Annotated in this window: 28 protein-coding genes and 1 pseudogene; 18 read left to right on the top strand and 11 right to left on the bottom strand. The window is 69.7% G+C overall.

All coding sequences use genetic code 11. From position 1 onward, the window contains the following. Window positions 1-133 precede the first annotated feature (133 nt). The 9 genes from ACWEQQ_RS32050 to ACWEQQ_RS32010 all read left to right on the top strand — a co-directional run bounded on the left by ACWEQQ_RS32050 (window position 134) and on the right by ACWEQQ_RS32010 (window position 6,498). Window positions 134-1,060: a LysR family transcriptional regulator gene (locus ACWEQQ_RS32050; protein WP_452342581.1), complete on the top strand. Its 927-nt coding sequence runs from the start codon at window positions 134-136 to the stop codon at window positions 1,058-1,060. A 93-nt stretch (window positions 1,061-1,153) separates the two neighbouring features. Further along, window positions 1,154-1,567, top strand: coding sequence for a DUF1707 SHOCT-like domain-containing protein (locus tag ACWEQQ_RS32045; RefSeq protein WP_452350871.1), 414 nt, complete (start codon window positions 1,154-1,156; stop codon window positions 1,565-1,567). A gap of 16 nt (window positions 1,568-1,583) precedes the next feature. Further along, the gene (locus ACWEQQ_RS32040) at window positions 1,584-1,757 is read left to right on the top strand and encodes a hypothetical protein (RefSeq protein WP_364618937.1); all 174 of its coding nucleotides are present in this window, start codon (window positions 1,584-1,586) and stop codon (window positions 1,755-1,757) included. Between the two features lie 68 nt (window positions 1,758-1,825). Further along, window positions 1,826-2,842, top strand: coding sequence for a hypothetical protein (locus tag ACWEQQ_RS32035; RefSeq protein ID WP_452350870.1), 1,017 nt, complete (start codon window positions 1,826-1,828; stop codon window positions 2,840-2,842). A gap of 32 nt (window positions 2,843-2,874) precedes the next feature. Next, window positions 2,875-3,450 (top strand): GrpB family protein, encoded by a 576-nt coding sequence (locus tag ACWEQQ_RS32030; protein ID WP_452350958.1) that lies wholly within the window; start codon window positions 2,875-2,877, stop codon window positions 3,448-3,450. 54 nt (window positions 3,451-3,504) lie between these two features. Next, window positions 3,505-3,852 carry a hypothetical protein gene (locus ACWEQQ_RS32025; protein ID WP_354836864.1) on the top strand — a complete coding sequence of 116 codons (348 nt, stop codon included), beginning with the start codon at window positions 3,505-3,507 and terminating at the stop codon, window positions 3,850-3,852. A 134-nt stretch (window positions 3,853-3,986) separates the two neighbouring features. After that, window positions 3,987-4,562, top strand: coding sequence for a TetR/AcrR family transcriptional regulator (locus ACWEQQ_RS32020; protein WP_452342578.1), 576 nt, complete (start codon window positions 3,987-3,989; stop codon window positions 4,560-4,562). Beyond that, window positions 4,559-5,758, top strand: coding sequence for an NADH:flavin oxidoreductase (locus ACWEQQ_RS32015; RefSeq protein ID WP_452350869.1), 1,200 nt, complete (start codon window positions 4,559-4,561; stop codon window positions 5,756-5,758). The genes ACWEQQ_RS32020 and ACWEQQ_RS32015 overlap by 4 nt, the downstream gene beginning before the upstream one ends. Further along, on the top strand, window positions 5,755-6,498 hold the full coding sequence (locus tag ACWEQQ_RS32010; RefSeq protein ID WP_452350868.1) for an SDR family oxidoreductase: 744 nt from the start codon (window positions 5,755-5,757) through the stop codon (window positions 6,496-6,498). The genes ACWEQQ_RS32015 and ACWEQQ_RS32010 overlap by 4 nt, the downstream gene beginning before the upstream one ends. Before the next feature lie 3 nt (window positions 6,499-6,501). Here the strand turns inward: ACWEQQ_RS32010 and ACWEQQ_RS32005 are convergent, their stop codons facing one another. Continuing rightward, complete coding sequence (locus tag ACWEQQ_RS32005; protein ID WP_452350867.1) at window positions 6,502-7,713, bottom strand: pyridoxal phosphate-dependent aminotransferase; 1,212 nt, start codon at window positions 7,711-7,713, stop codon at window positions 6,502-6,504. Window positions 7,714-7,807: 94 nt separating this feature from the next. On the opposite strand from ACWEQQ_RS32005, the gene ACWEQQ_RS32000 reads away from it, so the two are divergent. Together ACWEQQ_RS32000 and ACWEQQ_RS31995 are read left to right on the top strand one after the other, a co-directional pair. Beyond that, window positions 7,808-8,407: a winged helix-turn-helix transcriptional regulator gene (locus ACWEQQ_RS32000; protein ID WP_452342574.1), complete on the top strand. Its 600-nt coding sequence runs from the start codon at window positions 7,808-7,810 to the stop codon at window positions 8,405-8,407. Window positions 8,408-8,502: 95 nt separating this feature from the next. After that, window positions 8,503-9,189: an SIMPL domain-containing protein gene (locus ACWEQQ_RS31995; protein WP_452350866.1), complete on the top strand. Its 687-nt coding sequence runs from the start codon at window positions 8,503-8,505 to the stop codon at window positions 9,187-9,189. A 3-nt stretch (window positions 9,190-9,192) separates the two neighbouring features. Here the strand turns inward: ACWEQQ_RS31995 and ACWEQQ_RS31990 are convergent, their stop codons facing one another. From ACWEQQ_RS31990 to ACWEQQ_RS31980, 3 genes are all read right to left on the bottom strand, one after another. Then, window positions 9,193-10,002 (bottom strand): hypothetical protein, encoded by an 810-nt coding sequence (locus ACWEQQ_RS31990; RefSeq protein ID WP_452350865.1) that lies wholly within the window; start codon window positions 10,000-10,002, stop codon window positions 9,193-9,195. A gap of 147 nt (window positions 10,003-10,149) precedes the next feature. Then, complete coding sequence (locus tag ACWEQQ_RS31985; protein WP_452350864.1) at window positions 10,150-11,745, bottom strand: TRAM domain-containing protein; 1,596 nt, start codon at window positions 11,743-11,745, stop codon at window positions 10,150-10,152. Beyond that, a complete protein-coding gene (locus ACWEQQ_RS31980) occupies window positions 11,742-13,730 on the bottom strand; it encodes an APC family permease (RefSeq protein WP_452342570.1) in 1,989 nt (662 codons plus the stop codon). Before ACWEQQ_RS31980 ends, ACWEQQ_RS31985 begins: the two co-directional genes overlap by 4 nt. Before the next feature lie 213 nt (window positions 13,731-13,943). Here ACWEQQ_RS31980 and ACWEQQ_RS31975 point away from each other — a divergent pair, with 213 nt between their 5' ends. Together ACWEQQ_RS31975 and ACWEQQ_RS31970 are read left to right on the top strand one after the other, a co-directional pair. Beyond that, window positions 13,944-14,609, top strand: a complete 666-nt coding sequence (locus ACWEQQ_RS31975; RefSeq protein WP_452342569.1) for a potassium channel family protein — start codon at window positions 13,944-13,946, stop codon at window positions 14,607-14,609. Between the two features lie 19 nt (window positions 14,610-14,628). Continuing rightward, window positions 14,629-15,318, top strand: a complete 690-nt coding sequence (locus ACWEQQ_RS31970) for a potassium channel family protein (RefSeq protein ID WP_452342568.1) — start codon at window positions 14,629-14,631, stop codon at window positions 15,316-15,318. An 87-nt stretch (window positions 15,319-15,405) separates the two neighbouring features. Here the strand turns inward: ACWEQQ_RS31970 and ACWEQQ_RS31965 are convergent, their stop codons facing one another. The 3 genes from ACWEQQ_RS31965 to ACWEQQ_RS31955 all read right to left on the bottom strand — a co-directional run bounded on the left by ACWEQQ_RS31965 (window position 15,406) and on the right by ACWEQQ_RS31955 (window position 17,520). Next, window positions 15,406-15,987, bottom strand: a complete 582-nt coding sequence (locus ACWEQQ_RS31965) for a sigma-70 family RNA polymerase sigma factor (protein ID WP_452342662.1) — start codon at window positions 15,985-15,987, stop codon at window positions 15,406-15,408. Between the two features lie 295 nt (window positions 15,988-16,282). Then, window positions 16,283-16,879, bottom strand: a complete 597-nt coding sequence (locus ACWEQQ_RS31960; protein ID WP_452342661.1) for a DUF3159 domain-containing protein — start codon at window positions 16,877-16,879, stop codon at window positions 16,283-16,285. A 248-nt stretch (window positions 16,880-17,127) separates the two neighbouring features. After that, window positions 17,128-17,520 carry an OB-fold nucleic acid binding domain-containing protein gene (locus tag ACWEQQ_RS31955; protein WP_379362240.1) on the bottom strand — a complete coding sequence of 131 codons (393 nt, stop codon included), beginning with the start codon at window positions 17,518-17,520 and terminating at the stop codon, window positions 17,128-17,130. Between the two features lie 164 nt (window positions 17,521-17,684). Between ACWEQQ_RS31955 and ACWEQQ_RS31950 the strand changes: the two genes are divergently transcribed. Then, the gene (locus ACWEQQ_RS31950; RefSeq protein ID WP_452350863.1) at window positions 17,685-18,401 is read left to right on the top strand and encodes an alpha/beta fold hydrolase; all 717 of its coding nucleotides are present in this window, start codon (window positions 17,685-17,687) and stop codon (window positions 18,399-18,401) included. A gap of 182 nt (window positions 18,402-18,583) precedes the next feature. On the opposite strand, the gene ACWEQQ_RS31945 is transcribed toward ACWEQQ_RS31950, so the two are convergent. Together ACWEQQ_RS31945 and dut are read right to left on the bottom strand one after the other, a co-directional pair. Then, the gene (locus ACWEQQ_RS31945) at window positions 18,584-19,441 is read right to left on the bottom strand and encodes a DUF3710 domain-containing protein (protein WP_452342660.1); all 858 of its coding nucleotides are present in this window, start codon (window positions 19,439-19,441) and stop codon (window positions 18,584-18,586) included. A 5-nt stretch (window positions 19,442-19,446) separates the two neighbouring features. Further along, a complete protein-coding gene (gene dut / locus ACWEQQ_RS31940) occupies window positions 19,447-19,947 on the bottom strand; it encodes a dUTP diphosphatase (protein ID WP_328290080.1) in 501 nt (166 codons plus the stop codon). 79 nt (window positions 19,948-20,026) lie between these two features. Between dut and ACWEQQ_RS31935 the strand changes: the two genes are divergently transcribed. Then, window positions 20,027-20,521 carry a DUF3093 domain-containing protein gene (locus ACWEQQ_RS31935; RefSeq protein WP_452350957.1) on the top strand — a complete coding sequence of 165 codons (495 nt, stop codon included), beginning with the start codon at window positions 20,027-20,029 and terminating at the stop codon, window positions 20,519-20,521. 136 nt (window positions 20,522-20,657) lie between these two features. Here ACWEQQ_RS31935 and ACWEQQ_RS31930 read toward each other — a convergent pair whose 3' ends face one another. Next, window positions 20,658-20,960 carry a DUF4193 domain-containing protein gene (locus tag ACWEQQ_RS31930; protein WP_364618887.1) on the bottom strand — a complete coding sequence of 101 codons (303 nt, stop codon included), beginning with the start codon at window positions 20,958-20,960 and terminating at the stop codon, window positions 20,658-20,660. A gap of 435 nt (window positions 20,961-21,395) precedes the next feature. On the opposite strand from ACWEQQ_RS31930, the gene cei reads away from it, so the two are divergent. Then, window positions 21,396-22,073, top strand: coding sequence for an envelope integrity protein Cei (cei, locus tag ACWEQQ_RS31925; RefSeq protein ID WP_452350862.1), 678 nt, complete (start codon window positions 21,396-21,398; stop codon window positions 22,071-22,073). A 174-nt stretch (window positions 22,074-22,247) separates the two neighbouring features. On the opposite strand, the gene ACWEQQ_RS31920 is transcribed toward cei, so the two are convergent. Then, window positions 22,248-23,189 carry an inositol monophosphatase family protein gene (locus ACWEQQ_RS31920; RefSeq protein ID WP_452350861.1) on the bottom strand — a complete coding sequence of 314 codons (942 nt, stop codon included), beginning with the start codon at window positions 23,187-23,189 and terminating at the stop codon, window positions 22,248-22,250. Between the two features lie 125 nt (window positions 23,190-23,314). Between ACWEQQ_RS31920 and ppgK the strand changes: the two genes are divergently transcribed. Both ppgK and ACWEQQ_RS31910 read left to right on the top strand, forming a co-directional pair. Next, complete coding sequence (gene ppgK, locus ACWEQQ_RS31915) at window positions 23,315-24,073, top strand: polyphosphate--glucose phosphotransferase (protein WP_452342564.1); 759 nt, start codon at window positions 23,315-23,317, stop codon at window positions 24,071-24,073. A gap of 66 nt (window positions 24,074-24,139) precedes the next feature. After that, a pseudogene (locus tag ACWEQQ_RS31910) lies at window positions 24,140-25,660 on the top strand (RNA polymerase sigma factor); the annotation flags it as partial. Between the last annotated feature and the right edge of the window lie 100 nt (window positions 25,661-25,760).

Below are 25,760 nucleotides of genomic sequence, written 5' to 3'. Positions count from 1 at the left end.
CCGGTGTCGGGTGCTCAGGACGATGCCGCCCATCTCGGTGACCGCGGCAAGTCGACGCGATCCACTCACCGGCTCAGCATCCGTCACGTGTCGGATAGCCATCAACGCCGAAATCCGCGAAGATCGATAAGAAATGCTGATCGAAGACTCGCCTCGAGAAACCCGCGTCGACCCGGCCGAACTGGAAGCGTTCGTGGTCCTCGCCGAAGAACTGCACTTCGGCCGGACCGCCGACCGCCTCGGACTGTCCCAGCCCCGGGTCAGCCAGCTGATCCGCAGCCTGGAGCGCCGCGTCGGCCGCCGCCTGGTGGAGCGCACCAGCCGCCGGGTCACCCTCAATCCGCTGGGCGAGCATCTGCTGGCCCGGGCCCGCCCCGCCTTCCAGGAGCTGCAGCGGGCCTTCGCCGAAACCCGCACCGCGGCACGGGGTCTGCGCATCGGATTCCTCGGGCCCTACGCGTCCACCCTGGACACCGCACTGACCGGATTCCGGGCCCGCCATCCGGAATGCCAGGTCACGCTGACCCAGCTGGCGTGGACCGACATCTTCGGCCCGCTGCGGCGCGGCGAGGTGGACATCCAGATCTGCCTCGCCCCGGTCGAGCAGCTCGGCCTGACCGTCGGGCCGGAGGTGGGCGTGTTCCCGCGGCTGCTGGCCATCGCCCGCAGCCATCCGTGGGCCACCCGCGACCGCGTCGACGTCGAGGATCTGGCCGAATTGCGGGTGATCGGACCGCATCCGGATGTCGCGCCCGAATTCGCGCGCGCCTTCTGGCCGCCGGCCACCACCCCGGGCGGGCGGCCCATCCCGCGGGTCGCGCCCGCGCGCACCGAACCCGAGATGCTCACCGCGGTCGCCCACAACAACGCCGTCTTCGCCACCACCACCGCCATGCCCACCTACTTCACCCATCCGGAGGTGACATTCGTCCCGCTCACCGGCCTGCCCGACGCACGGGTCCGGCTGGTGTGGCGCACCGACACCGACCATCCCAAGGTCGACGAATTCGCCGGGCTGGCCGCCGGACAGCCCGCGGCGGGCCTACGTCAGCAGGCGTAGCCGGGATTACGCAAACACGTGCAGGCGCGCTGCCGCGAACGCGCCTACGCTGGCGGACAACGAGATTGCTTCCCTCCCCCGAGGTGGATTGTCATGACCGATTTCGATCCCGCGGTCTACGGACCGTCCACCGTCCGCGTCGGTACCGCGGAACGCGAGCAGGCCGCCGCCGCACTGGGCGAGCATTTCGCCGCCGGCCGGCTCGACATCGCGGAATACGACGAGCGGGTGGGCCGGGCATACGCGGCCAAGACCGCGGGCGAGCTGGCGGTGCTGTTCGGCGACCTACCCCGGCCGCAACGGCCCGCGCCGCAGATCCCGGCCCCGCCGCCCGCCCCGCGCCGCGCGCTGCCGGTGGCCCCGATCGGTGCGGCCGTGCTGCTGCTGTTCATGATCGCGTTCGCGGCGACCACCCACTTCTTCCCCTTCTTCCTGTTCCCGGTGCTGTTCTTCGTCTTCGCACGCGGGCGGTACGGGTATCGCGGTCCGCGCTACCACCGCATGTGAGGGCTAGGGTGAATTCGTGGGCGTCATAGGCGAACTGTTCCCCGGCAAGAAGCTGCAGGACGAGGGCAGCGAGGACGGCAGCGGCGAGGGCCACCGGCCCCGGGTCAGCCTCGATCTGGACGCCGGGGTGATCCGGGTGTCCCCGGCCCGGCCGGATCCCGGCCCGGACGCGCCCGCGTCGCAGGGCTAGGACACACCCGATAGGGTCGGGCTTCGACCAAGCCGAGGCGGCTCGGTGCGGCCGGAGGGTGAAAACACGTGACCGACAACAATGATCACTGGGCGAACCCCCACGGCGGGCCTCATGGTTGGGGTTATCCCGATGCGGGACAACAGGACTGGGGTTACCAAGGCGAGGCACCGCAGCCGACCGAGTATCCGGGCTTTGCCGCGCAACTGCCCCCGGGATACCAGCTCGCGCCTCCGCAGTACATCACCGGCCAGCAGCCCCAGTACGTCACCGGACAGCAGCACCCGTACGTCACCGGTCAGCATTCCGTCCCGAATTATGCGGGGCAGCAACCGATTCCGGGCTACGCGTCGCCATCCGCACCCGGCGGCGGGCCCCGTCGCACCCTGCTGATCCTCGCCGCGCTGGCCGCGGTCATCGTGCTGGCCGGCGGCGGTATCGCGGCGTACGCGCTGACCCGGGACTCCGCCGGCAGCGGCACCACCGCCGCGCCCGGCACCACCGCCGCGCCCTCGGGCGGGCCGTCCGCCACCGGGCCGTCCCGGTCCGGCGCACCCAAGCCCGGCAGCACCACCGTGGTCGCCCCGGCACTGGGTATCAGCTACGACGTGCCCGCCGGGTGGACGATCGCCGAGCCCACCGATATCACCGTGCAGACCGGGACCGACGGCTCGGTCATCGGGCACGCCAAGTCCACCGAGGGCAACGACTACTGCGCGGGCTCGGCGTATCGGACCCTCGCCTTCGTCGCCCACGTGGACGGCAGCGATCCCGCCGCCGCGGCCGTCAAGGTGGCGAGAATCTCGGCGGAGAGCGGCTATTCGGACGCAACCGGCGGCAACCAGGGCGCGCCGGCCGCGGTCACCACCACCAGCGGCATCACCGGCCAGCAGGTCGAGACCTCCGGCAGCTGGCAGCCGGGCGCGCCGGGCTGCACCACGACCAGCTACTCGATCTACACCTTCGCGTTCGCCGGCCCGAACAAGGCGCTGCTGGTGCTGGCCGTCCTGGCCGACCGCGGCACCCAGGGCGAACTCACCGCCGACCGGGCCGCGCAGATGATCGCCAGTCTCCGTACCTCCTGACCCGCACCGATTAGGCTCAGGTCGTGGCCATCATGGACGACGACGAGATCTCCGCCGCGTTCGTCGGCGAGCTGACGCCCTACGCGGTGCCGGTGATCCTCGAGGAACCCAACCCCGACTGGCCGTCCTGGTACGCCGACGACGCCCGGGCGATCCGAGCGGCCTTGGGGGCGAAGGTCTTACGGCTCGAGCACACCGGTTCCACCTCGGTGCCCGGCCTCGCCGCCAAGCCGGTCATCGACATCCTGCTCGTGGTCGCGGACACCGCCGACGAACCGGCCTACGTGTCCGCCCTGGAAGCCGCCGGATACACCCTGCGCGTACGCGAACCCGACTGCCACGAACACCGCTGCCTGGTCCGCCGCGTGGAAGACGGTGCGCCGCACGACGTCAACCTCCACGTGTTCTCCCCCGGCCTCGGCGACACCGAGATCGAGCGAGTCCTCGCCTTCCGTGATCGGCTCCGCACCCACGCGGCCGACCGCGCCCACTACGAACGGACCAAACGCGAACTGGCGCAACGACAGTGGAAGTACGTCCAGCACTACGCCAACGCCAAGAGCGCGGTCATCGAGGAGATCATCGGCCGCGCCCTCCCCGCCCGCTAGCGCGTACCGCCGCCGGGCCCCGATGGTCCTTGCCTCGGCTAATACACTGGCCGGATGCCCCTCGTCGAGGTGACCTACAAGCCGGAGCTTCCCGAGACCGTGCTGCGTGAGCTGGGCAAATGGCTGCCGCACCTGGTGTCCCTCGCCGTCGAATGCCCGGAGGAGCCCTACGACGGCGACCTGCAGCCGGGGGATGTCGAGATCCGCTTCCATCCACTGGGCAAGTTCGATCGCTCGGGGATGGATGTGGTCATCGAGGTCCGGTCGAAGTACTTCGCGAGCCGGGCCGAGAACCGGCAGGAGCGCTGTGACCAGCTGCTCGCCGATATCGAGAAGTTCGTCGACGCCCATATCGGCGTCTATCTGACCCTGCCGGTCGCGGCCTGGTCGCAGAGCGAGTGATCGCGCACTGCTGCCCGGCGCGATGGTGCCGCCGCCACGTCCAATAGACCAGGCCCACAACGCAGACCACGCCCACAACGGCAATTTTCAATCAATGATTGAATTACTGATTGAACCGTGTTTCACTGCTTGCCATGGTCGAGAAGGTGTCCGCGGGAACGCGGGAACGGCTGCTGGCTGCGGCCGAGCAGCTACTGCTGACCGAGCCCTATGACGAGGTATCGGTACGCGCCGTGTGCGCGGCGGCGGGCGCCAATCCCGCGGCGGTGCACTACCACTTCGGATCCAAGGAGGCGCTGGTCGCCGCCCTCATCGAGGCCAGGCTCGGGCCGCTGTGGGAGGAGGGGCTGGACCGGGCCACGGGCGGGCGGGATTCGGTGCCCGCGGTGGTGGACACCATCCTCGCGCCGTTCCAGGAGCTGGCCGCGGATCCGCTGGGGCGCCTGCATCTTCGGCTGCTGGCCCGCTTCGTGCTGGGCCGGCATCAGACCTCGTGGCAGGGGCCGTGGTTCCGGATGGATTCCTGGACCCCGCTGCTGCCCGAACTGGGGGCCGGCGAGGCGCGACGGCGCTGGATGCTGGCCTTCGACCTGATCATCATGCGGTTCGGCGCTCCCGAGATCGAGGATCACGGGATGCCCGAACCGGCGTTGACGGCCCTGCGGAACTTCGTGGTGGCCGGACTCACTGCACCGGGAGAACAACCATGAACGAGATCTTCGCACCGGCGAAACTCGGCCCGATCACCCTGCGCAACCGGGTGATCAAGGCCGCCACCTTCGAGGGACGCACCCCCGACGCGCTGGTCACCCCCGAGCTCATCGACTTCCACCGCGAGGTCGCCGCGGGCGGGGTGGGCATGACCACCGTCGCCTACTGCGCGGTCGCGCCGGGCGGCCGCACCGATCGGCACCAGATCTGGATGCGGCCCGAAGCCGTTTCCGGACTGCGTGAGCTGACCGACGCCGTGCACGCCGAGGGCGCGGCCGCCAGCGCCCAGATCGGGCACGCCGGTCCGGTCGCCAACGCCGCCTCCAACCGCGCCCCCGCGCTCGCGCCGAGCCGTATGTTCAGCCCGCTGAGCATGCAGGCCATGCACGTGCCCGGCGACTCCGAGATCCGCGAACTCATTGCGGCACACGCGAATGCGGCGCTGCTGGCCGAGCAGGCCGGATTCGACGCGGTCGAAATCCATTTCGGCCACAATTATCTGGTGAGCTCGTTCCTGAGCCCGCTGCTCAACCGCCGCCACGACAAGTGGGGCGGTACGCTCGCCAACCGGGCCCGGCTCGCACGCGAAATCGCCTGCGCGGTCAGGGATGCCGTGGGCGACCGGCTGGCGGTGACCGCCAAACTGAACATGGAGGACGGCCGCCGCGGCGGGCTCACGGTCCCGGAGAGCATCCAGGTAGCCGCCTGGCTGGAGGCCGACGGCGCGCTCGACGCCCTCGAATTGACCGCGGGCAGTTCACTTCTCAACCCCATGCTGCTGTTCCACGGCGACGCACCGCGCAAGGAGTTCGCCGAGGTGCTGCCCGGCCCGGCGCGCATGGGTTTCAAACTGGTCGGGCGTGCCTTCCTCAAGGAGTACCCCTACCACGAGGCGTACCTGCTGGAGCGGGCCCGCCAGTTCCGCCGCGAACTGTCCATGCCGCTGATCCTGCTGGGCGGCATCACCAATCTCGACACCATGAACCTGGCCATGACCGAGGGATTCGAGTTCGTCGCCATGGGCCGGGCACTGCTGCGCGAGCCGAATCTGTTGCAGCGCATCCAGGCCGACGCGGCCACCCGGTCGGCCTGCGTGCACTGCAACAAGTGCATGCCCACCATCTACACCACTACCCGCTGCGTGTTCCGGCCGGAGCGGACCATCATCGATCTCGACGGAAGGCACCGAGCATGAGTGGACGGCTCGACGGGCGCGTAGCGCTGATCAGCGGCGCGGCATCGGGAATGGGCGCCTCGCACGCGCGGGCATTCGTGGCCGAGGGCGCCTCGGTGCTCATCGGCGACATCTCCGACGAGGCGGGCGCGAAACTGGCCGCCGAACTAGGCGACGCCGCGGCGTACGTCCACCTCGATGTCGCCAGGGCCGAGGACTGGCGCACGGCCGTGGACACCGCGGTCGAACGCTTCGGCAAGCTCGACGTGCTGGTCAACAATGCCGGCATCCTCGACTTCGGGCCGCTCGGCACCTACACCGAAGAGCAGTGGCAGCGGGCCCTGTCCATCAACCTCACCGGCCCATTCCTCGGCCTGACCGCCGCCCGCGACGCCCTGGTGGCGGCCAGGCCCGCGGCGGTGGTGAACATCTCCTCCGCTGCGGGGATCCAGGGCGTGCCGGGCGCCCACGCCTACACCGCCTCGAAATTCGGGGTGCGTGGGCTCACCAAGTCCGCGGCGCTCGAACTCGCCCCGCACGGGGTGCGGGTGAATTCCGTTCACCCGGGCGGGATCATGACGCCCATGATCGGCGTGCCCGAGGGCACGACCACCGATCGCGACGCGAACACCCTGGCCCGCCTCGGTGCGCCCGAAGAGGTCACGGCGCTCGTGGTGTTCCTCGCCGGCCACGAATCCAGCTATTGCAATGGCGCCGAGTTCGTCGTCGACGGCGGGATGACGGCTGGCCGCCCGGTCTGAGACCTACTGCTTGTAGGTCGCCAGGAAACGTCCGATGCGCTCGATGATGGCCTCGAGCTCATCGGCGTGCGGCAGCGTCACGATCCGGAAGTGGTCGGGGCGCGGCCAATTGAAGCCGGTGCCCTGCACGATGTGGATCTTCTCGCGCAGCAGCAGATCCAGCACGAACTGCTCGTCGTCGTGGATCCGGTACATGTCGAGGTCGATGCGCGGGAAGGCGTACAGCGCGCCCCGGGGCTTCACGCACGAGATGCCCGGGATGGCGTTGAGCGCCTCCCACGCGCGGTCGCGCTGCTCGCGCAGGCGGCCGCCGGGCAGGGTGAGGTCGTAGATGCTCTGGTGTCCGCCGAGCGCGGCCTGAATCGCCTGCTGCGCAGGGACATTCGCGCACAACCGGAGACCCGCCAGCATGGTCAGGCCCTCGAGGTAGTTCTCGGCGTGCTCGATCGGGCCCGATACCACCAGCCAGCCACCGCGGAAGCCGGCGGCGCGGTAGGACTTGGAGAGCCCGGAGAAGGTGAGGCACAACAGATCCGGGGCCAGCGCGGCGGTCGCGGTGTGGGTCAGGCCGTCGTAGAGGATCTTGTCGTAGATCTCGTCGGAGAACACCACCAGGTTGTGGCGGCGCGCGATCTCCAGCATCTGGCGCACCACCTCGGGCGAATACACCGCGCCCGTGGGGTTGTTCGGGTTGATGATGACCAGCGCCCGGGTGCGGTCGGTGATCTTGGACTCGATATCGGCCAGATCGGGCATCCAGTCCGAGCCCTCGTCACAGATGTAGTGCACGGGCCGGCCGCCGTTGAGCGCGGTGGCGGCGGTCCAGAGCGGGAAATCCGGTGCGGGAACCAGGACTTCGTCACCGTTCTCCAGCAGCGCGGTCATGGCCATCATGATGAGCTCGGAGACGCCGTTGCCCAGGAAGACCTGTTCGACGTCGACCTCGGAGAGTCCGAGGGTCTGGTAGTACTGCACCACCGCGCGCCGCGCCGAGAGCAGGCCCTTGGAGGCGGAGTAGCCGCTGGACTGCGGCAGATTGCGGACCATGTCCTGAAGCAGTTCGGCGGGCGCCTCGAAGCCGAAGGTCAGCGGGTTGCCGGTGTTGAGCTTCACGACGTGATGCCCTTCCGCCTCCAGCCGTGCGGCGTGCTCGGCGACCGGCCCGCGGATCTCGTAGGACACGCCCGCCAGCTTGCTCGACTGCTTCACCTGCATCAAACGACCTCTTCTCGGTGTGGTTGCCGCACACTCTACTTGGAAATTCCAAGTTTGCACTTGGTATTTCCAAGCTGGGGGTTAGAGTGGGATCGTGAGACGCCGAAGCTACGACCACTACTGCACCGTCAGCCGCGCCCTCGACATCGTCGGCGACCGGTGGAACCTGCTGGTGGTCCGCGAATTGTGTTCGGGCCCGCGCCGATACAGCGATCTGTTCGCCGACCTGCCCGGCATCAGCACCGATGTGCTGGCCGCCCGGCTCAAGGATCTCGAGCGTGATGGGATTCTCACCAAGCGCCGCGTCGGCCCCCGCGCCGGAACCGCGGTCTACGAGCTCACCGACTCCGGCGCGGCACTGCGACCGGTGCTGGACTCGCTGTCGGCCTGGGGCGCGGCACAACTCGGCGAACAGCGCGCGACCGATGCCGTACGAGCGCACTGGTTCGCACTCCCCCTCGGACATGCCGTGGCCGAGCTGGTGCCCGCCGGCACCGTCACGGTCCGCATCGGCGAAACCGCCTTCCACTACGTGATCACCGAATCCGGCCTCACCCATCACGACGGCCCGGCCGCCGCACCGGATCTGGAGATCCGGCTGGAGCTGGCCGCGGCGAGCGAGATCGCCACCGGTGCCCGCTCGCTCGCCGCGACCCTCGACCAGGCGACCGGAACCGGACAACCGGTCGGCTGAACCGCGGCACCCGTCGTCGACGCGGCGGCGGCAGGTGGTCGGCGGCCCTCGGTAGCATCGGCTGGGTTGTGCCCGCATCGATCGAGGAGGAATCCGTGACCAGCGAGAACGCCACCGGCACGATCACGATCGTCGGCTCGGGCAGTGCCAGTGCCACGCCGGACATCATGCGGGTGTCGATCTCGGTCGAGACGCGCGCCGACACCGTGGCCGCCGCCTACGCGCGGGCCGGGGAACGCGCCGACGCGATGATCTCGTCGCTGCGCGCGGACGGCGTGGCGGGTCGCGACATCACGACCAGCGGGCTCACGGTGCGCGCGGAAACCGTATGGACCGAAGGGAATCGGGAGCAGCTGGTCGGCTATATCGCCGGCACCGCGCTGACGGTCACGCTGCGCGAGATCGCCGGACCCGGCGGGGAGGCGAAACCCGCCGCCGACGGCGGGCCCGCCGCGATCATCGCGCACGCGGTCGACGCGGGCGGCGACGATGTGCGCCTGGGCGGGCTGACGCTGACCGTCGCCGATGAGGAGAGCCTCATGGTCCGCGCCCGCGACGCCGCCTGGGACCACGCGCTGGGCAAGGCCGAACAGTACGTGTTCCGGGCGGGCCGCCGGCTGGGACCGGTGCTCGAGATCACCGAGGACGTCTCCGGTCCCGCGCCCACGCCGCGAATCGCGTTCGCCGCCAGCAAGATGGCCGCTCCCGGCGGCGCGGTGCCGGTGGAGCTCGGCGAGAGCGAACTGTCCACCAGCGTCCGAATCACCTGGCAGCTGGCCTGAGCCTCAGAGCTCGACCTGCGCCAGCAGGGAACCCGCGCGCACGGCGGTGAGCTGAATGCGAAACCGGGTGGCGTCCGCCCGGGTTCGATGCGGGAACGGGTCCTCGACGACCATCCCGCGCAGATCGTGCAGCAGCCGCGTGCCCTGCGCGATGGTGAGGCGGCCGATGTCCACCAGGTGCCGCACATTGCGACCGCCGTCCGGATCACCGGTCCCGGCCGCGTACGCCGTCACCTGCTGCAACGCCGACCGCAGCCGCTTCTCACACGCCGGGAACCGGCCCCGCTCATAGTGTTTCACCGCGTGCCGCAGGTGATCCAGCGCCGTCTGCTGGCCGCGCACCTCGAGCTCGGTCGCCAGCAGCGCGACCCGCTCGGCCAGCCGCACCGGCAGCCACGCCGTGGGTTTCAGGCGACATCGCACGCTCGCCTCCGGCCCCGCACCGTTCACCCGGCCGATCTTCATCCGGTAGCCGTCCTCGAGCAGCGCCGTGCGCAGCGCCGGCATCCACCCCGGAAGGCTCTTGCGCGCCAGGGACTCTCCCTGCAGGAACCGCGCCACCGTCACCTCGACCAGATCCAGCAGTGCCCGATCCGCCTCCGCGTTCCCGCCCAGCGCCGCCAGCCGCGCGCCGTACACCGGCGTCACCAACCGCCCCCAGTAGCTGTCGGCGTTCACCCACAACTCGACGCCGTACTCCGGCCGCTTGAGATCCACCCCCAGCAGCAATGCCTCGAGCGAGTGGAACCGCGACTGATCCCCATAGATCAGCTCCACCACCGACGCCACAGTCGGATCCGACAACGTAGTCATGGGCAACATCTTGGCGCACCCCCAAACCGCCCGCGCCCCAACCCATCCCCCGCGACCCCGACGCGCCACACCAAGATCGGGGAGCTGTCGGCGCGGAGCATCGGGCGACATTCCGCAGGGACAGCTCCCCGATCTCGCAGGACCTGGTCAGCGTTCCAGGACCGCGATGCACTCCACGTGGTGGGTGCCGGGGAAAGCGTCGAAGACGCGCAGGTCCACCGGCTGGTAGCCGGCGGCGCGGTAGAGACCGATGTCCCGGGCGAAAGCGGCGGGGTCGCAACCGATGTGGATGATGCGCCGCGGCGAACGCTCGCTCAGCGCATTGATCACGTCCTTGCCCGCGCCCGCGCGCGGCGGGTCGAGCACGACGACATCCGGTGCGGTATCCCGCTGTTCGTGAATCCACCGCTCGACGCGCTCGACGGTCAGGTCCACCCACGGCAGATCCCGTAGCGCGGCACGCCCTTCGGCGACCGCGGTGCGCGCGAACTCGACACCGTGCACCATTCCGGTCACACCGACCTGCTCCGCCAGCCGCGCGGCGAACACGCCCACGCCGCAGTACAGGTCCCAGACCAGCGCCCCGGGCGCGCAGTCCGCCCACTCCGCCACCACATCCGAATAGCACTGCGCCGCACCGTAATGCGGCTGCCAGAACCCGGTCGCCGACAGCTCCCACCGCCGCTCGCCCACGTACTGCACCGCCCGGCCACTGCCGTCCACCACGCGCTCGGTCCGCGCACTGTGCGCCGCCGCCCGCCGCGCGGCGGTACTGCGCCGATCACCCCCGCCAGGCCGACCGGAATCCCCTGCCCCACCGCCTCTTTCACGACGCCCGCGCGGGCCGCCCGCCGCCCCGGCCGGAGCCAGTTCGACGACGTGCCGCACCCCGTCCCCATCCACGACCACAACGAGATCCGCCCCGGGCGTCCACAACCGCTCGCCGATCCCCGCCATGGCCCCCGCCACCGGCTGCGGGCACCGCAGATCCGCGATCACCTCGGTGCTCCGATACCGGTGCACCCCGGCCCGCCCCTCCGGGTCCACCACCAGCCGCACCCGGCTCCGCCATCCGGCGGTATACGACCCCACTGAAGGCTCGCCGCCCTGCGCCGTTTCCCCGGCACCGGGGCGGGCGATGAGCGCACGCGCAGAGGGCGTCGACACCCCGCCGATTCGACCCGGCGGGACGCTCGTGCCCGGGGTCGGGCGCGGGGCCGTCGCGGCGGGCTCGGCGGGACCGCCGAGCAGAGTCGAGCCGAGGTCGGTCGTCACGCTGCCGAGCCGCCCGGGATGGCCGGGCTCCGGGATCGGTGCACCGAGCGAGGTTCCTGGTGGCACACCGATCGGCAGACCGGGCGGTGCCGGGATCGGTTCGACGGCGAAGTCCGGTTCCCAGTCGGCGAGGCGGCGCAGCTGCTCGGCGACGACCTGGCGTTTGAGTTCGCGCTGGGCCGCGGGGGTGGCGAAGGTGAAGTCGCAGCAGCCCGCACCGCCCGGGCCGGAGACCGGGCAGGTGGCGGGAATGCGGTCGGGCGAGGCGTCGAGGATCTCGATGGCGTCGGCGCGGCAGAAGGAGCCACCGCGGTCCTCGGTGACGAGAGCGCGGACCAGTTCACCGGGCAGGCCGTGGCGGACGAACAGCACGCGGCCCTCGTGACGGGCCACACAGAAGCCGCCGTGGCCGGGCGGGCCCAGGCGGACCTCGAAGACCTCTCCGTACCAATCGGATCCGGCGCTCATGCCTCGTCTCCGAATCCGCGACGCACCGAACCGGGGGCATTGACCACCCGGCCGGGACGGGCCCGGCCCGCCGAGGACGACAGCTGCCAGGGCACGCTGGTCACCATGACGCCGGGCTCGAACAGCAGCCGGCCCTTCAGCCGCAGCGCACTCTGGTTGTGCAGCAACTGCTCCCACCAGTGGCCGACCACGTATTCCGGGATGAACACGGTCACCACGTCGCGCGGGGAGTCCTTGCGGACCCGCTTCACGTAATCCACCACCGGCTTGGTGATCTCACGGTACGGGGACTCGATCACCTTGAGCGGCACCACGATATCGCTGTGCTCCCACTCCCGCACCAGCGCCCGGGTGTCGGGCTCGTCGACGTTCACCGTGATGGCCTCGAGCGTGTCGGGCCGGGTGGCGCGAGCGTAGGCCAGGGCGCGCTTGGTGGGCAGGTGCAGCTTGGACACCAGCACGATCGAGTGCGTGCGACTGGGCAGCACGCCGTCCCATTCGGACTCGTCCAGCTCCCGCGACACCGTGTCGTAGTGGCGACGAATGAGTTTCATCAGCCCGAAGATGGCCGCCATGGTGACGATGGCGATCCACGCGCCCGCCAGGAACTTGGTGACCAGCACGATCAGCAGCACGGTCGCGGTCATGGTGAGACCGATCGCGTTGATCACCCGCGACCGCTTCATCCGCGCCCGCACCGCCGGATCGGTCTCGGTGCGCAGCAGTCGCGTCCAGTGCCGCAGCATGCCGGTCTGGCTCAGCACGAACGACACGAACACGCCCACGATGTAGAGCTGGATCAGGCGCGTCACCTCCGCGCCGAACAGCACCACGAACGCGATGGCCGCGCCCGCCAGGAACAGGATGCCGTTGCTGAACGCCAGCCGATCACCGCGGGTGTGCAGCTGCCGCGGCAGGAAACGGTCCTGCGCCAGAATCGAACCCAGCACCGGGAAGCCGTTGAAGGCGGTATTGGCCGCCAGCACCAGGATCAGCGCGGTGACGATGGTGATGAAGTAGAAGCCGGGCTGGAATCCGGAGAACACCGCGCCCGCCAGCTGCGCCACCAGCGTCTTCTGCTCGTATCCGGCGGGTGCGCCGATCAGGTCGTCGGTGTTGTGCGCGTACACGATGCCGACCTTCTGAGTGAGCACGATCATGCCCATGAAAAGCGTCACCGCGATGCAGCCGAGCAGCAGCAGGGTGGTCGCGGCATTGCGGGACTTGGGTTTGCGGAACGCGGGCACGCCATTGCTGATCGCCTCGACACCGGTCAGCGCCGCGCAACCGGAGGAGAACGCGCGGGCGAGGAGGAACACGAACGCCAGCCCGAACAGATGCTCGTCCTCGGCCTTCAAGCCGAAGCCGTACGACTCGGCGTGCACGGTCTGCCCCAGGCCGAGCCGGGTGAAGCCCCAGATGAGCATGATGAACATGCCGATCATGAAGGCGTAGGTGGGGATCGCGAACGCCGTACCGGATTCCCGCACACCGCGCAGATTGATTGCGGTGAGGATCACGATCGCCGAGACCGCGAACAACACCTTGTGGGTGGCGACGAACGGCACCGCCGACCCGATATTGGAGGCCGCCGACGAAATCGACACCGCCACCGTGAGCACGTAGTCCACCAGCAGCGCGCTGCCGACGGTCAATCCCGCGGTGGGGCCGAGGTTCTTCGTCGCGACCTCGTAGTCGCCGCCGCCGGACGGGTAGGCGTGCACGTTCTGGCGGTAGCTGGCAACCACCACGGCCATCACCAGCGCCACCGCCAGACCGAGCCACGGCGCGTAGGCGTAGGCCGACAGTCCGGCCACCGACAGCACCAGGAAGATCTCCTCGGGCGCGTATGCCACCGAGGACAACGCGTCCGAGGCGAACACCGGGAGCGCGATCCGCTTGGGCAGCAGCGTATGCCCGAGAGAATCGCTGCGGAATGGGCGGCCGACCAGCATGCGCTTGGCGGCCGTCGTCAACTTCGACACTCCAGGCAGCATAAGGCAGTGCGCGAGTGACCGTGTTCGGGGCGCGACCTCGCAGTCGTAGGGTGGCGGATGCGGGTTGTGAGGTTTTCCCGATTCCGGTTTGAACGCCTTCCGGAGGGGGAAAGTGCCCGCAGTGAAACTCGAACGGTACGGTTGCGACCCGAGCAAGCAACCAGACCGCACACCACGGTTTTCGGGAATGGGGTTCGTACGGTGTACGTCGTGATCATGGGGTGTGGGCGGGTCGGCTCCTCGCTCGCTCGTGCCCTCGTCCGCATCGGCCACGAGGTCGCGGTGATCGATCAGAACTCGAGCGCCTTCCTGCGTCTGGGCCGCGATTTCCCCGGTGCGTGCATCACCGGCGTCGGTTTCGATCGAGATGTCTTGACCCGCGCCGGAATCGAGCGCGCCGGCGCCTTCGCCGCGGTGTCCTCCGGCGACAACTCCAACATCATCTCCGCCCGCGTGGCCCGCGAGACCTTCGGCGTGGAACGCGTGGTGGCCCGCATCTACGACGCCAAGCGCGCCGCCGTGTACGAGCGCCTGGGCATCCCCACCATCGCCACCGTGCCCTGGACCACCGACCGCTTCCTGCGCGCCCTGGTCGCCGACCAGTCGACCACCACCTGGCGCGACCCGACCGGCACCGTCGCGGTCACCGAACTCGTCCTGCACGAGAACTGGTACGGGCGTTCGGTGCAGTCGCTCGAGGACGCCATCGGCGCCCGGGTGGCCTTCATCATCCGCTTCGGACAGGGCGTACTGCCCAATGGCAAGTCCATGCTGCAGGCCGACGACCTGGTCTATGTCGCCGCCACCTCCGGCACCGTCGGCGAGGCCGTCGCACTCGCCGCGAATCCCCCCGCTAGCGAAGACTGATCGTGAAAGAAGCCCGAGCATGAAGGTAGCCATCGCCGGCGCCGGAGCCGTCGGCCGCTCCATCGCCCAGGAACTCCTGCGTGGCGGCCACCAGGTCATGCTGCTGGAACGCCGCCTCGACCACATCGACCCGACCAGCGCGCCCACCGCGGTCTGGACCCACGCCGACGCCTGCGAACTCGAAACCCTCGAGGAGGCCGGCCTGGAAACCTACGACGTGGTCATCGCCGCCACCGGCGACGACAAGGTGAACCTGGTGTTCAGCCTGCTGGCCAAGACCGAGTTCGGCGTGGGGCGCGTGGTGGCCCGCGTCAACGACCCCCGCAACGAGTGGCTGTTCGACTCGTCTTGGGGGGTGGACGTCGCCGTCTCCACCCCGCGGCTGCTCGCCTCACTGGTCGAGGAGGCCGTCTCGGTGGGCGACCTGGTCCGGCTGATGACACTGCGCCAGGGTCAGGCCAACCTGGTCGAGATCACCCTGCCCACTGACACCCCCTTGGCGGGCAAGGCCGTTCGCACCCTCGCCCTGCCCCGCGACGCCGCCCTGGTCACCATCCTGCGCGGCGGCCGCGTCATCGTCCCGCAGGCCGACGACCCCCTCGAAGGCGAGGACGAGCTGCTGTTCGTCGCCTCCGTCGAAGCCGAGGACGAGCTGCGCAAAGCGCTCGGCGTCAACAGTTTCAACAGCACGGGCGACGCCCCGGCCTGACCGCGCGCCGACCACGGATCCGGACACAACAGTGGGCCGGGCGCACCCCCTGCGCCCGGCCCACTCGCCGTTGACCGCACCGAACCGTCAGGACGCCACCCGCAGTTCGGCGCGCAGCCGGTTCAGCGCGCGATGCTGCATGACCCGCACCACGCCCGGGCTGGTGCCGATGGCCTCGGCGGTCTCCGCCGCCGTCCACCCCAGCACAATTCGCATGACCAGCACCTCACGGTGGGTCGAGGACAGCACCTGCATGAGATCGCGTGCCGCCCGGCGGGTTTCCATCGCCAGCGCCCGCTCCTCGGGTCCCGCCTCGTTCATCGGCGCGTCCGGGAACTCCGCGACCGGGTAGGCCGGGTGCAGCTGCGCCCGCCGGAACGCGTCGGCCACCTTGTTCGCCGAGATGCCGTAGACGAAAGCCAGGAACGACTTGCCCTGATCCCGGTAGCGCGGGATGGCCTGCACCGTCGCCAGACAGACCTCCTGCGCCACATCGTCCGCGGTCACGTGCAGGTGACCCGCGCCGCCCATGCGCGCCGCGCAGTAGCGGCGCACCAGCGGATACACGATCTTGAGAATCTCCGAGACCGCTGCCCGGTCACCGGCGGCGGCCGGGCCGATCAGCGTCTCCAATTCCGCTGCGGCGCGCCGGGACTCCGACGACGCCACACTTCCCGCTTTGCCTCCCCGCCCCGCCGGGTGCCGGCGCGAGGCTGCCGTCTGCACCGCGGTCCCGAGCCCCTCGCCCCGGTCCTGCGCTGCCACTGCCTTGCCGTCGGTAACCAACTCCGCGATCCTTTCTCCGATGAGCTGCTGAGAGCTTCTGAGAAAGATCGTGCTCGCCGGGAGCCCGCCGAAATAGGTACCCCAGGGGTGGGTTGGTCACCCCCTTCCGTCCCCCAATGGCTCCGAAGGTGTTGCGCCCTCGACATTTAGCGCGATAAGGGCCCGATCGGGCGGTTGTCTAGCCCGCGGATTCCGGGGCTTTGGCGGACGAGGAGGGCAGATGGCCCGCCTTGCGCACCGCCCAGAAGGTCACCAGCGCCGCCACGGCGGTCAGCGGCCAACCCATGGCGATGCGCGCCACGGCCAGCAGACCGGTGCTGTTGGCGTCGTAGAGGTGGTTCTGCACCAGGTAGCGGGCCACGAACACCAACGCCCACACCGCGGTCGCGATGTCGTAGAGCCGCATGACGCGCTTGTCCGAACGCCACTCGGTGCCGTGCCCGTTGAGCGCACCCCAGATCACGCCCGCCAACGGCCAGCGCACCACCAGCGACATCAGGAACACACCGCCGTAGACCAGGCTGGCGTAGATGCCGAACAGGAAGAAGCCCTTGGCCTCACCCATCCGGTAGGCGATGAACGCGCACACGCCCACCCCGAGGAAGCCCGAGATGGCCGGCTGGATCGGACCGCGACGCACCAGGCGCCACACCAGGATCGCCGCGGCCACGCCCAGCGACGCCCAGATGGCGGCGGTCAGCCCGCGCAGCGAGTTCACCGGCACGAACACCAGCACCGGCAGCGAGGAGTAGATCAGGCCGCTGAGGCCGCCCATCTGCTCGAGCAGCGTCTGCTCGGGTTCCTGCTCGCCCTCGTCGTCGCCGGCGTCCCGGGCCGCGCGCTCGGCGTCGACCAGCGCCTGCATGTCCTCGTCCAGCAGCGCGTGGTCCATGCGCAGTGGCGGTTCGTCGCCCGAGACGGCATTGAGCTGGACCGTGGGCGGATCGAACGGGGCTGGCGCGCCGAAGGACTCGGTGCGATCACGGCCCTGGTCGCCGTTGCTGGTGGGGTTAGGCATGAGTGTCAGGAGTTCCCGCGGAGTTCGTAGTAGGGGTTGTAGATGACCTTGCCGCCGTCGCGTTCGCCGACCCGGCCGCGCACCAGGATACGACGACCCGGTTCGATTCCCGGGATGCGACGCCGCCCGATGAACACCAGCGCCACGCTGTCGGTGCCGTCGAAGAACTCGGCTTCCACCTCGGCGCCCGCCGATTTGGGACAGGCCTCGACACTGCGGAGCCGGCCCAGCATGGTGACTTCCTCACCGCGCCGGCACTCCGATGCCCGGCACGCGCCCGACGCCTCCGACGTCTCGGCGAGCTCCTCGGCATCCAAACGATCCAGGTCCTCTGTCAGGCGCCGGCTGAGCCGCCGGAAATAGCCCGACGGGGTGTCCTTCCCACCCGCGGATGGCATCTCGCACGCTCTCCTGTAGAGCTCGACGGCGTGGGTCTCACGTCGTTCGTTCCTTCCACGGCGCCCGGCGGTTTGCCATCCGGCCGCCCGTGGCCGTACCTCCGCCACTGTAGATGGGACGGCCTGCACCCGCCACGCACGCCGGTCACCAGTACGCTCGATCGGTGCCCGATCTACCACGTCCGGCGGTCGCCGTCGCCCTGCCCGGAACCGGCTCCGACGCCCATTTCGCCCGCCGCGCCTTCGGATCTGCTTGCGCCGCACTGGATCTGCCGTTCCTGGCGGTCGACCCGGACCCGCGCGGGGTGATCGACAGCTACCGCAGCGCCCTGGACGCCGCCGCGCGCTCGGGCCCGGTGCTGATCGCGGGCATCTCGCTGGGTGCGGCCGTCGCCGTCGACTGGGCCGCGCATCACCCGGATTCGGTGTACGGCGTGGTCGCCGCCCTGCCCGCCTGGACCGGCGCCGACACCACCGGCTGCCCTGCCGCCCTGAGCGCCGCCGCCACCGCCGCCCAGCTGCGCGCCGACGGCCTCGACGCCGTCCTGACCCGCATGCGCGAATCCAGCCCCGCCTGGCTGGCCGAGGCCCTCACCCGCTCCTGGACCTCCCAGTGGCCCGAACTGCCCGCCGCTCTGGAAGAGGCCGCCGCCTACCGCTGGCCCGAACCCGAGGTCCTGGCCGCCGTCACCGCCCCCGTCGAGGTCATCGGCGCGATCGACGACCCCGTCCACCCGTTCGTCGTGGCCGAACGCTGGACCACGCTGCTCCCGCACGCCACCCTGCACTCGATCACCCTGGACGGTCTGGGCGCGGACCCGTCGGTCCTCGGCGCCCGGGGCATCAACGCCCTGCTCCCCCGCCGCATCCCCACCCCCTGACCGGAATCCGTCCCCGCCACGACGCCCGTCCGTGACTGCGGCGGGGCGCGCGCACGACAGCCCGGTGGCCGCGCTGCGCACCTTCATCGCGCCGAGAGCGAAACGGGGCTCCGCCGCAGTGGCGGAGCCCCGTTTCGCTTGTCGTGCAGCCGAATCCGGGCCGACCGGTCCGGACCGTCCGGTCAGTTCAGGCCGAGCTGCTGCATGGCCGAGCCCTCCGCGCCGCGACGCGGTTCGGTGGGCGCCTGCTCGGGCTGGAAGGCCGGGCCGCCCTGCATGGCGGCCATCTGGGCCTGCATGGCCTGCTGCTGGGCGGCCAGCTGCTGCTGGTGGGCGGCGGCGAGCTGGTCGGCCAGCTCCTGGGGTAGGACCACCGGCAGCGGTTCACGCACCGGCAGCGGCTCGTCCCCGCGGCGCACCACGGTCTCGCTCATGACCGCGCGAGCCGCGGCCACCAGCGGGGTGTTCTCGTCGGCCGCGCCGGTCGGACCGGCCGCGACCAGGCGCACCATCCAGCGGTAGCCGTCCACGCCGATGAAGCGCAGATCCGCGCCCTGGGTCACGGCGTGCAGCTCACGACCCCACGGACCCTGCACCACCGACACCTGCGCGCCGTCCTTGCGCAGCGTCTCGGCCAGATCGGCTGCCACCGAACGCCATTGGCCCGAGGTCTTGGGAGCGGCGTAGGCCGCCACCGTGATCCGGCCGTGCTGGGTGGCCAGATGCACCGCCTGCGGCGCGCCTTCGGGGGTCATCTCGACCTGCAGCTGCCCGCCCGGCGGCACCGGCACGATGACCGAGCCCAGATCCAGGCGCTGCTCGGCGATCGACTCGAGCCGGTCGGCGACGTCCTCGTAGTCGTAGGGACCGGTCTCCGGGCCGCGGGCGGCGGGCTCGTCGAACTCCTCGAATTCGTCTGCCGCGTAGCCGGTCTCGTCGTACTCGTCCGCGCCCTCGTACTCGTCGTACTCGGTGTACTCGTCGTCGTACTGCGACGCGTCGTCTCTGTCGCCGCCCTTGTTCTTCTTGCGTCCGAACACCATCGTCATGCCTCCTTGCCGGTCGCCTGACCCGCCCCACCGGACCGCGCGGACAGGCTGGCGTGCCCACCGCTGGATCCGTATCCTCCTGCGCCGCGCGCGGTGTCGTCGAGCGCCTCGACCTCGACGAAGTCCACCAATTCGACCTTCTGCACCAGCAACTGCGCGATGCGGTCACCCCGCCGGAGCTCGATGGCCGTGCGCGGATCGTGATTGATCAGGCACACCTTGATCTCACCGCGGTAGCCCGCATCGACCGTGCCGGGGGTATTGACAACCGACAGTCCCGCCTTCGCCGCCAGGCCCGAGCGCGGATGGATCAGCCCGACCGTGCCGATCGGGAGCGCCACCGCGATGCCGGTGCCGACGAGCACCCGCTCCCCCGGTTCGATGATGACGTCCTCGGTGGTGCACAGGTCCACGCCGGCGTCGCCCTCGTGGGCACGCGTCGGTACGGGGATGCCGGGATCGAGCCGCAGCAGGGGAATAGGTGGAATACCGGTCACGTAGGCCGAGCCTACGCGTTCCCCCTCTCGGTCATTGACCTAGTCTGAGGTCGTGTCCGACCAGCCCCCTCAGGTGACCATGGATCCCAAACAGCAGACCGAGCCCCTCTACACCGAGCGCCTCTGGGTGCCCCTGTGGTGGTGGCCCGTCGCGCTCGCCGTGACGGGGCTGCTGGCAGCCGAAATCCACATGGGCGCACCGGGAGTGCGGGCGTGGCTGCCGTACGTGCTGCTGTTCCCGGTGCCCGTCTGGGTGCTGCTGTGGTTCTCCCGCCATCGCGTGGAAGTGGCCCCCGACGACGCCGGTGTGCCGGAACTGCGCACCGATCGCGCGCACCTGCCCGCGACCTTCGTCAAGCGCGCCGCACCGGTGCCGACCAGTGCGAAAAGCGCGGCGCTGGGCCGACAGCTCGACCCCGCCGCGTTCGTCCAGCATCGGGCCTGGATCGGGCCCATGGTGTTGCTCGTGCTCGATGATCCGGACGATCCGACGCCGTACTGGCTGGTCAGTACGCGTCATCCGGAACGCATCATCACCGCGCTCGGCCTGAAGAACGCGGCCGAGCAGTCCTGATTCATCGAGATTCCACGCCCCGCCGCGAAGCGGACTTTACGCCCTGCTTCGCACAGGGGACTTTCCGCGCAGCCCCGTCCGGTCCGCGCTCGGCGGACCGAGCGCGGGCTGACGGATTGCGCTCCGGGACCGTGCCTTACGCGGCGCAGTCCATGCAGATCAGCTGACCGCCGGACTCGGTGGCCAGTCGGCTGCGGTGGTGCACCAGGAAGCAGCTCGAACATGTGAATTCGTCCGCCTGCTTCGGGATGACCCGGACCGAGAGCACTTCCTCGGAAAGGTCCGCGCCGGGAAGCTCGAACGATTCCGCGGTATCGGATTCGTCGATATCCACGACGGCGGACGCGGCTTCGTTGCGGCGAGCCTTCAGCTCCTCCAGCGAGTCCTCCGACACGTCGTCGGATTCATTGCGCCGCGGTGCGTCATAGTCGGTTGCCATGTCGTCTTCCCCTCGTCCTTACTCCGTATATCCCGGACCGGCACCCTCCTGACCGGCTCCTGGCAGGAGCCGGATCGGGTGGGATGCCGCCCCGCCCGTGGTGTACGTCACGCGTACACCGGTCACAGATCCGAGCCGGATACTCCTCATCCGCACCGGATCGCGCTCGGTCAACGCAGGACATGCCCTTGTTGTTCCCGAAATCGAACCCCAGTTTCACCCGGGCTGTACGATCTGGGCCGCCAGACAATAGCGGACCCCGGGACAAAAGTCGCAATCAAAACCCCTGCGAGTTGAAACTGAGGGGTAATCGTCACCGACAAGGGAACTCTTCGAGATCTTCCTGGCATCCTCCGAGACCTCCCCGCCACACCCGGCGGCCGACTTGCCGTGGCCGTTCACACGACAATCGCGACGTTTTCGTAGAGTGTGGGCGTGGTTTCACTGATCACCCAAGGTAACTCGACCGATCTGGACGGACGGTCCTTCATCCGGCGGCGCTGGCAGCCCTGGGCGGCCATGGTGGGCGTCATCGCTCTCATCTGCGTCGGCGTGTGGTTCAAGGCGCTGACCACGAGCGAGGGTGACCAGGGTGCGATGGCCTGCAACTCCCCCAGCCCCGCCTCGAGCACGACCGCGGCCCAGCCCGCCCCCCTCGGCGAGCGAGTGGGGGCGTCGCGATTGCGGGATGTGGAGCCCGCGGCCCTCGCCCAGTCGAAGGTGCGCGTGTTCAATGCCAACGGCCAGCGCGGTCAGGCCGCGCACGTCGCCTCCGAGCTGGGTGACCTCGGTTTCGCCAGTGCACCGGACGTCCAGATCGGTAACGATCCGGTGTACGTGAACGGCGACCTCGAATGCACCGGGCAGATCCGTTTCGGCGTGAAGGGCCGGCCCGCGGCGGCGTCGGTGCAGCTGGTGGCGCCGTGCGCCGAGCTCATCGAGGATCAGCGCCAGGACGACACCGTGGACATGGTGCTGGGCTCGCTGTTCCGCGATATCCGGCCCGACACCGATGCCGAGGAGGTGCTGAAGTCGCTGAAGAACCCGACCCCCGGCACCGCGCCGGCCATCGACCCGAAGCTGCTGGAGGCCGCGCGGCACGCGAAGTGCTGAGAATCTCTTTCGCGGGGTGCATGCTCTGACCGGCAGACCCGGCGCGAGACTCCAACCGGCGCAACCAAAAATGAACCGGATAACACGAATCGCCGCGATCCTTCGATCGCGGCGATTCGTTTTGCCCGGTCCGGACCGGCGGTCAGCCGGGCCCGGTGGTCGTCCAGCCCGCTGTCACGGCACCGGGATAGGGGTGGTGACATCCAGACGCCTGAACAGACCGAACAGTTCGTCAGCGATGCCGGGGGCGGCGGCGGACACCAAATCGCCTGCGGTGCCCGGCGAGTCGGGTCCGGGCGGCAGGATCAGGCGTGCGCCCGCCTCGGTGGCGATCAGCGCGCCCGCCGCCCAGTCCCACAGGTTCAGGCCGTGCTCGTAGTAGGCGTCGGTGCGGCCCTCGGCCACGGCGCACAGGTCCAGCGCCGCCGAGCCGAAGCGGCGGATGTCGCGAATGTGCGGCAGCACCTGCGCCACCAGCTCACCCTGACGGATCCGGCGCTCGGTGGCGTAGGCGAAGCCGGTGGCCACCAGCGCCATGGACACCGCGTCGACCCGGTTGGCGCGCAAGGCGATCGGCGCACCCCCCGGGGCGGTGCCGTCCACGCTGGAATCAGCACGGTGCGCACCCAGGCCGAGCCCGGCGCTGTAGGTGACCGCGTGCGCGACATCGGCGACCGCGCCCGCGACGGGCCGGCCGCCGCGCACCGCGCCCACCGACACCGAGTAGGACGGGATGCCGTAGACGAAGTTGACGGTGCCGTCGATGGGATCGACGACCCAGTGCACCAGATCCGGGTCGTCGGCCAGGGCGCCGCCGTCCTCCTCGCCGACCACGCGGTCGCCGGGGCGCAGTTCGGCGACCAGTTTGCGGACCAGCTGCTCGGTCTCGGTGTCGACGATGGTGACGGGGTCGGTGGGGGTGCTCTTGGACTGCACGGCGTCCTGCTCGTGCGCGCCCGGTCCGAAGACCTGCGGCCGGCGCGCGCGGACGTGCGCGGCGGCGGTCTCGGCCAGATACACCGCGACGCGGCGCAGTTCGGCGATATCGGACGTGTCGGTGGTCGTGGCAGCGGCGGGGACAGTGGAAGTGAAATTCGATTCCGGCACGAGCACCATCGCAGCACAGATCCGGCATCCGGCGCATTAGGCTTGTCGTGCACGACACAAGGCGGAGGTCGATCGAGCGGTCATCGGCCGGTGGCTTCGACTCGCCGGCATCCCAGGAAAACGAGGAGTGGTCCATGTCCGATCCCGGACGCGCGTTCGGCATCGATATCGGCGGCAGCGGTGTGAAGGGCGCCGAGGTCGATCTCGCGACCGGCGAGCTGGTCTACGAGCGCATCAAGATCGCGACGCCGCATCCGGCCACTCCGAACGCGGTCGCCGAGTCAGTCGCCAAACTCGTCGCCCAGTCCGGTTGGGAGGGCCCGGTCGGCATCACCATGCCGAGCGTGGTGCTGCACGGGCAGATCCGCACGGCCGCCAATATCGACCCGACCTGGATCGGCATCGATGCCCGGCACCTGTTCTCGCTGGCGCTGGGCGGCCGCGACGTGACCGTCCTCAACGACGCCGACGCGGCGGGCATGGCCGAGGACCGGTACGGCGCGGCAAAGGATCTCGACGGGTTGGTCATGCTGCTCACCTTCGGCACCGGTATCGGATCGGCCATGATGTACAACGGCGTGCTCGTGCCCAACAGCGAGCTCGGGCACATGGAGGTCGACGGCCGCGAGGCCGAGCACCGGGCCGCCGCCTCGGTCAAGGATCGGGTCGGCATGTCCTACCCGGAGTGGGCGCGGGAGGTCAGCAAGGTGCTGGTCACCTTGGAAAACCTGTTCTGGCCGAACGTGTTCGTCGCGGGCGGCGGCATCAGCCGCGACCACCAGGAGTGGATTCCGTTGCTCACCAACAGAACCCCCGTGGTACCTGCCGTGCTGCGCAACACCGCGGGCATCGTCGGAGCAGCCATGGCGGTGTCAGCCGGGATCGCACCGTAAGTAAGCTGGTTCGATCGTTACAATGGAACACATGCCCGGCGGTAGGCCGGAAACCGACACCGGCACGAGAGCCGGTTTACCCCCCGACAGAACCGCTCCGCCGGATCACCACTCTGGCGTGACGCCGCACGAGACCGTCACGAAAGGGCGTACGTGGTAGCCACGAATACCCGAGAGACCGCCGAATCGGCCGAGGCCGCTGATTCAGCAGACACCACTGAAGCACGGCCGGTCAAGAAGGCTGCCGCGAAGAAGGCCCCGGCCAAGAAGGTCGCGGCGAAGAAGACCGCGGCCAAGAAGACCGCGGCCAAGAAGGCGACCAAGGCCACCGCCAAGAAGACGGCGGCGAAGAAGGCCTCGCCGAAGAAGGCCGCGGAGCCCGGCGCCGAAGGCGCTGAGGGCGACGAGGTCATCGACGACGACTCGCTGGAACTCGACGACGACCTGGGTGACATCGAGATCGACGAGGACGACCTCGACGAGGACGACCTGGTCGACGAGGTCGAAGAGGACGAGGAACAGGAGGCCGGCCCGGCCGCTCCCGCCGCCGAGGAGGCCGAAGAGGCCGACGAGCCCTCGGAGAAGGACAAGGCCTCCGGTGACTTCGTCTGGGACGAAGAGGAATCCGAGGCGCTGCGCCAGGCCCGCAAGGATGCCGAGCTCACCGCCTCCGCCGACTCGGTCCGCGCCTACCTCAAGCAGATCGGTAAGGTCGCGCTGCTCAACGCCGAGGAGGAGGTCGAGCTCGCCAAGCGGATCGAGGCCGGCCTCTACGCCACGGAGAAGATGCGCGAGTTCGCCGAGAAGGGCGAGAAGCTGCCGGTGCAGTCGCGCCGCGACTTCCAGTGGATCATGCGCGACGGCAACCGCGCCAAGAACCACCTGCTGGAAGCCAACCTGCGACTGGTCGTGTCGCTCGCCAAGCGCTACACCGGCCGCGGCATGGCGTTCCTGGACCTGATCCAGGAGGGCAACCTCGGTCTGATCCGCGCGGTCGAGAAGTTCGACTACACCAAGGGTTACAAGTTCTCGACCTACGCGACGTGGTGGATCCGCCAGGCCATCACCCGCGCCATGGCCGACCAGGCCCGCACCATCCGCATCCCCGTGCACATGGTCGAGGTCATCAACAAGCTCGGCCGCATCCAGCGCGAACTCCTCCAGGACCTGGGCCGCGAGCCCACCCCCGAAGAGCTCGCCAAGGAAATGGACATCACGCCCGAGAAGGTGCTGGAAATCCAGCAGTACGCGCGCGAGCCCATCTCCCTGGACCAGACCATCGGTGACGAGGGCGACTCCCAACTCGGCGACTTCATCGAAGACTCCGAAGCCGTCGTCGCCGTCGACGCAGTCTCCTTCACCCTCCTCCAGGACCAGCTCCAATCGGTCCTCGAGACCCTGTCCGAACGCGAGGCCGGCGTAGTCCGCCTCCGCTTCGGCCTCACGGATGGCCAGCCCCGCACCCTGGACGAAATCGGCCAGGTCTACGGCGTCACCCGCGAACGCATCCGCCAGATCGAGTCCAAGACCATGAGCAAGCTCCGCCACCCGAGCCGCTCCCAGGTCCTGCGCGACTACCTCGACTAGCGATCACCCGAGTTTGACTCCGCGGTGAGCCCGTCAAAACCACGCAACAACGCACTTCTCACACCCCGCCCCGACCTCCGGACAACCCGGTCCCAGCACC

The sequence above is a fragment of the Nocardia sp. NPDC004123 genome (genome assembly GCF_053603795.1).
The sequence above is the reverse complement of the archived record's forward strand: the minus strand, read 5'-3'. Positions and strand labels throughout refer to the sequence as shown.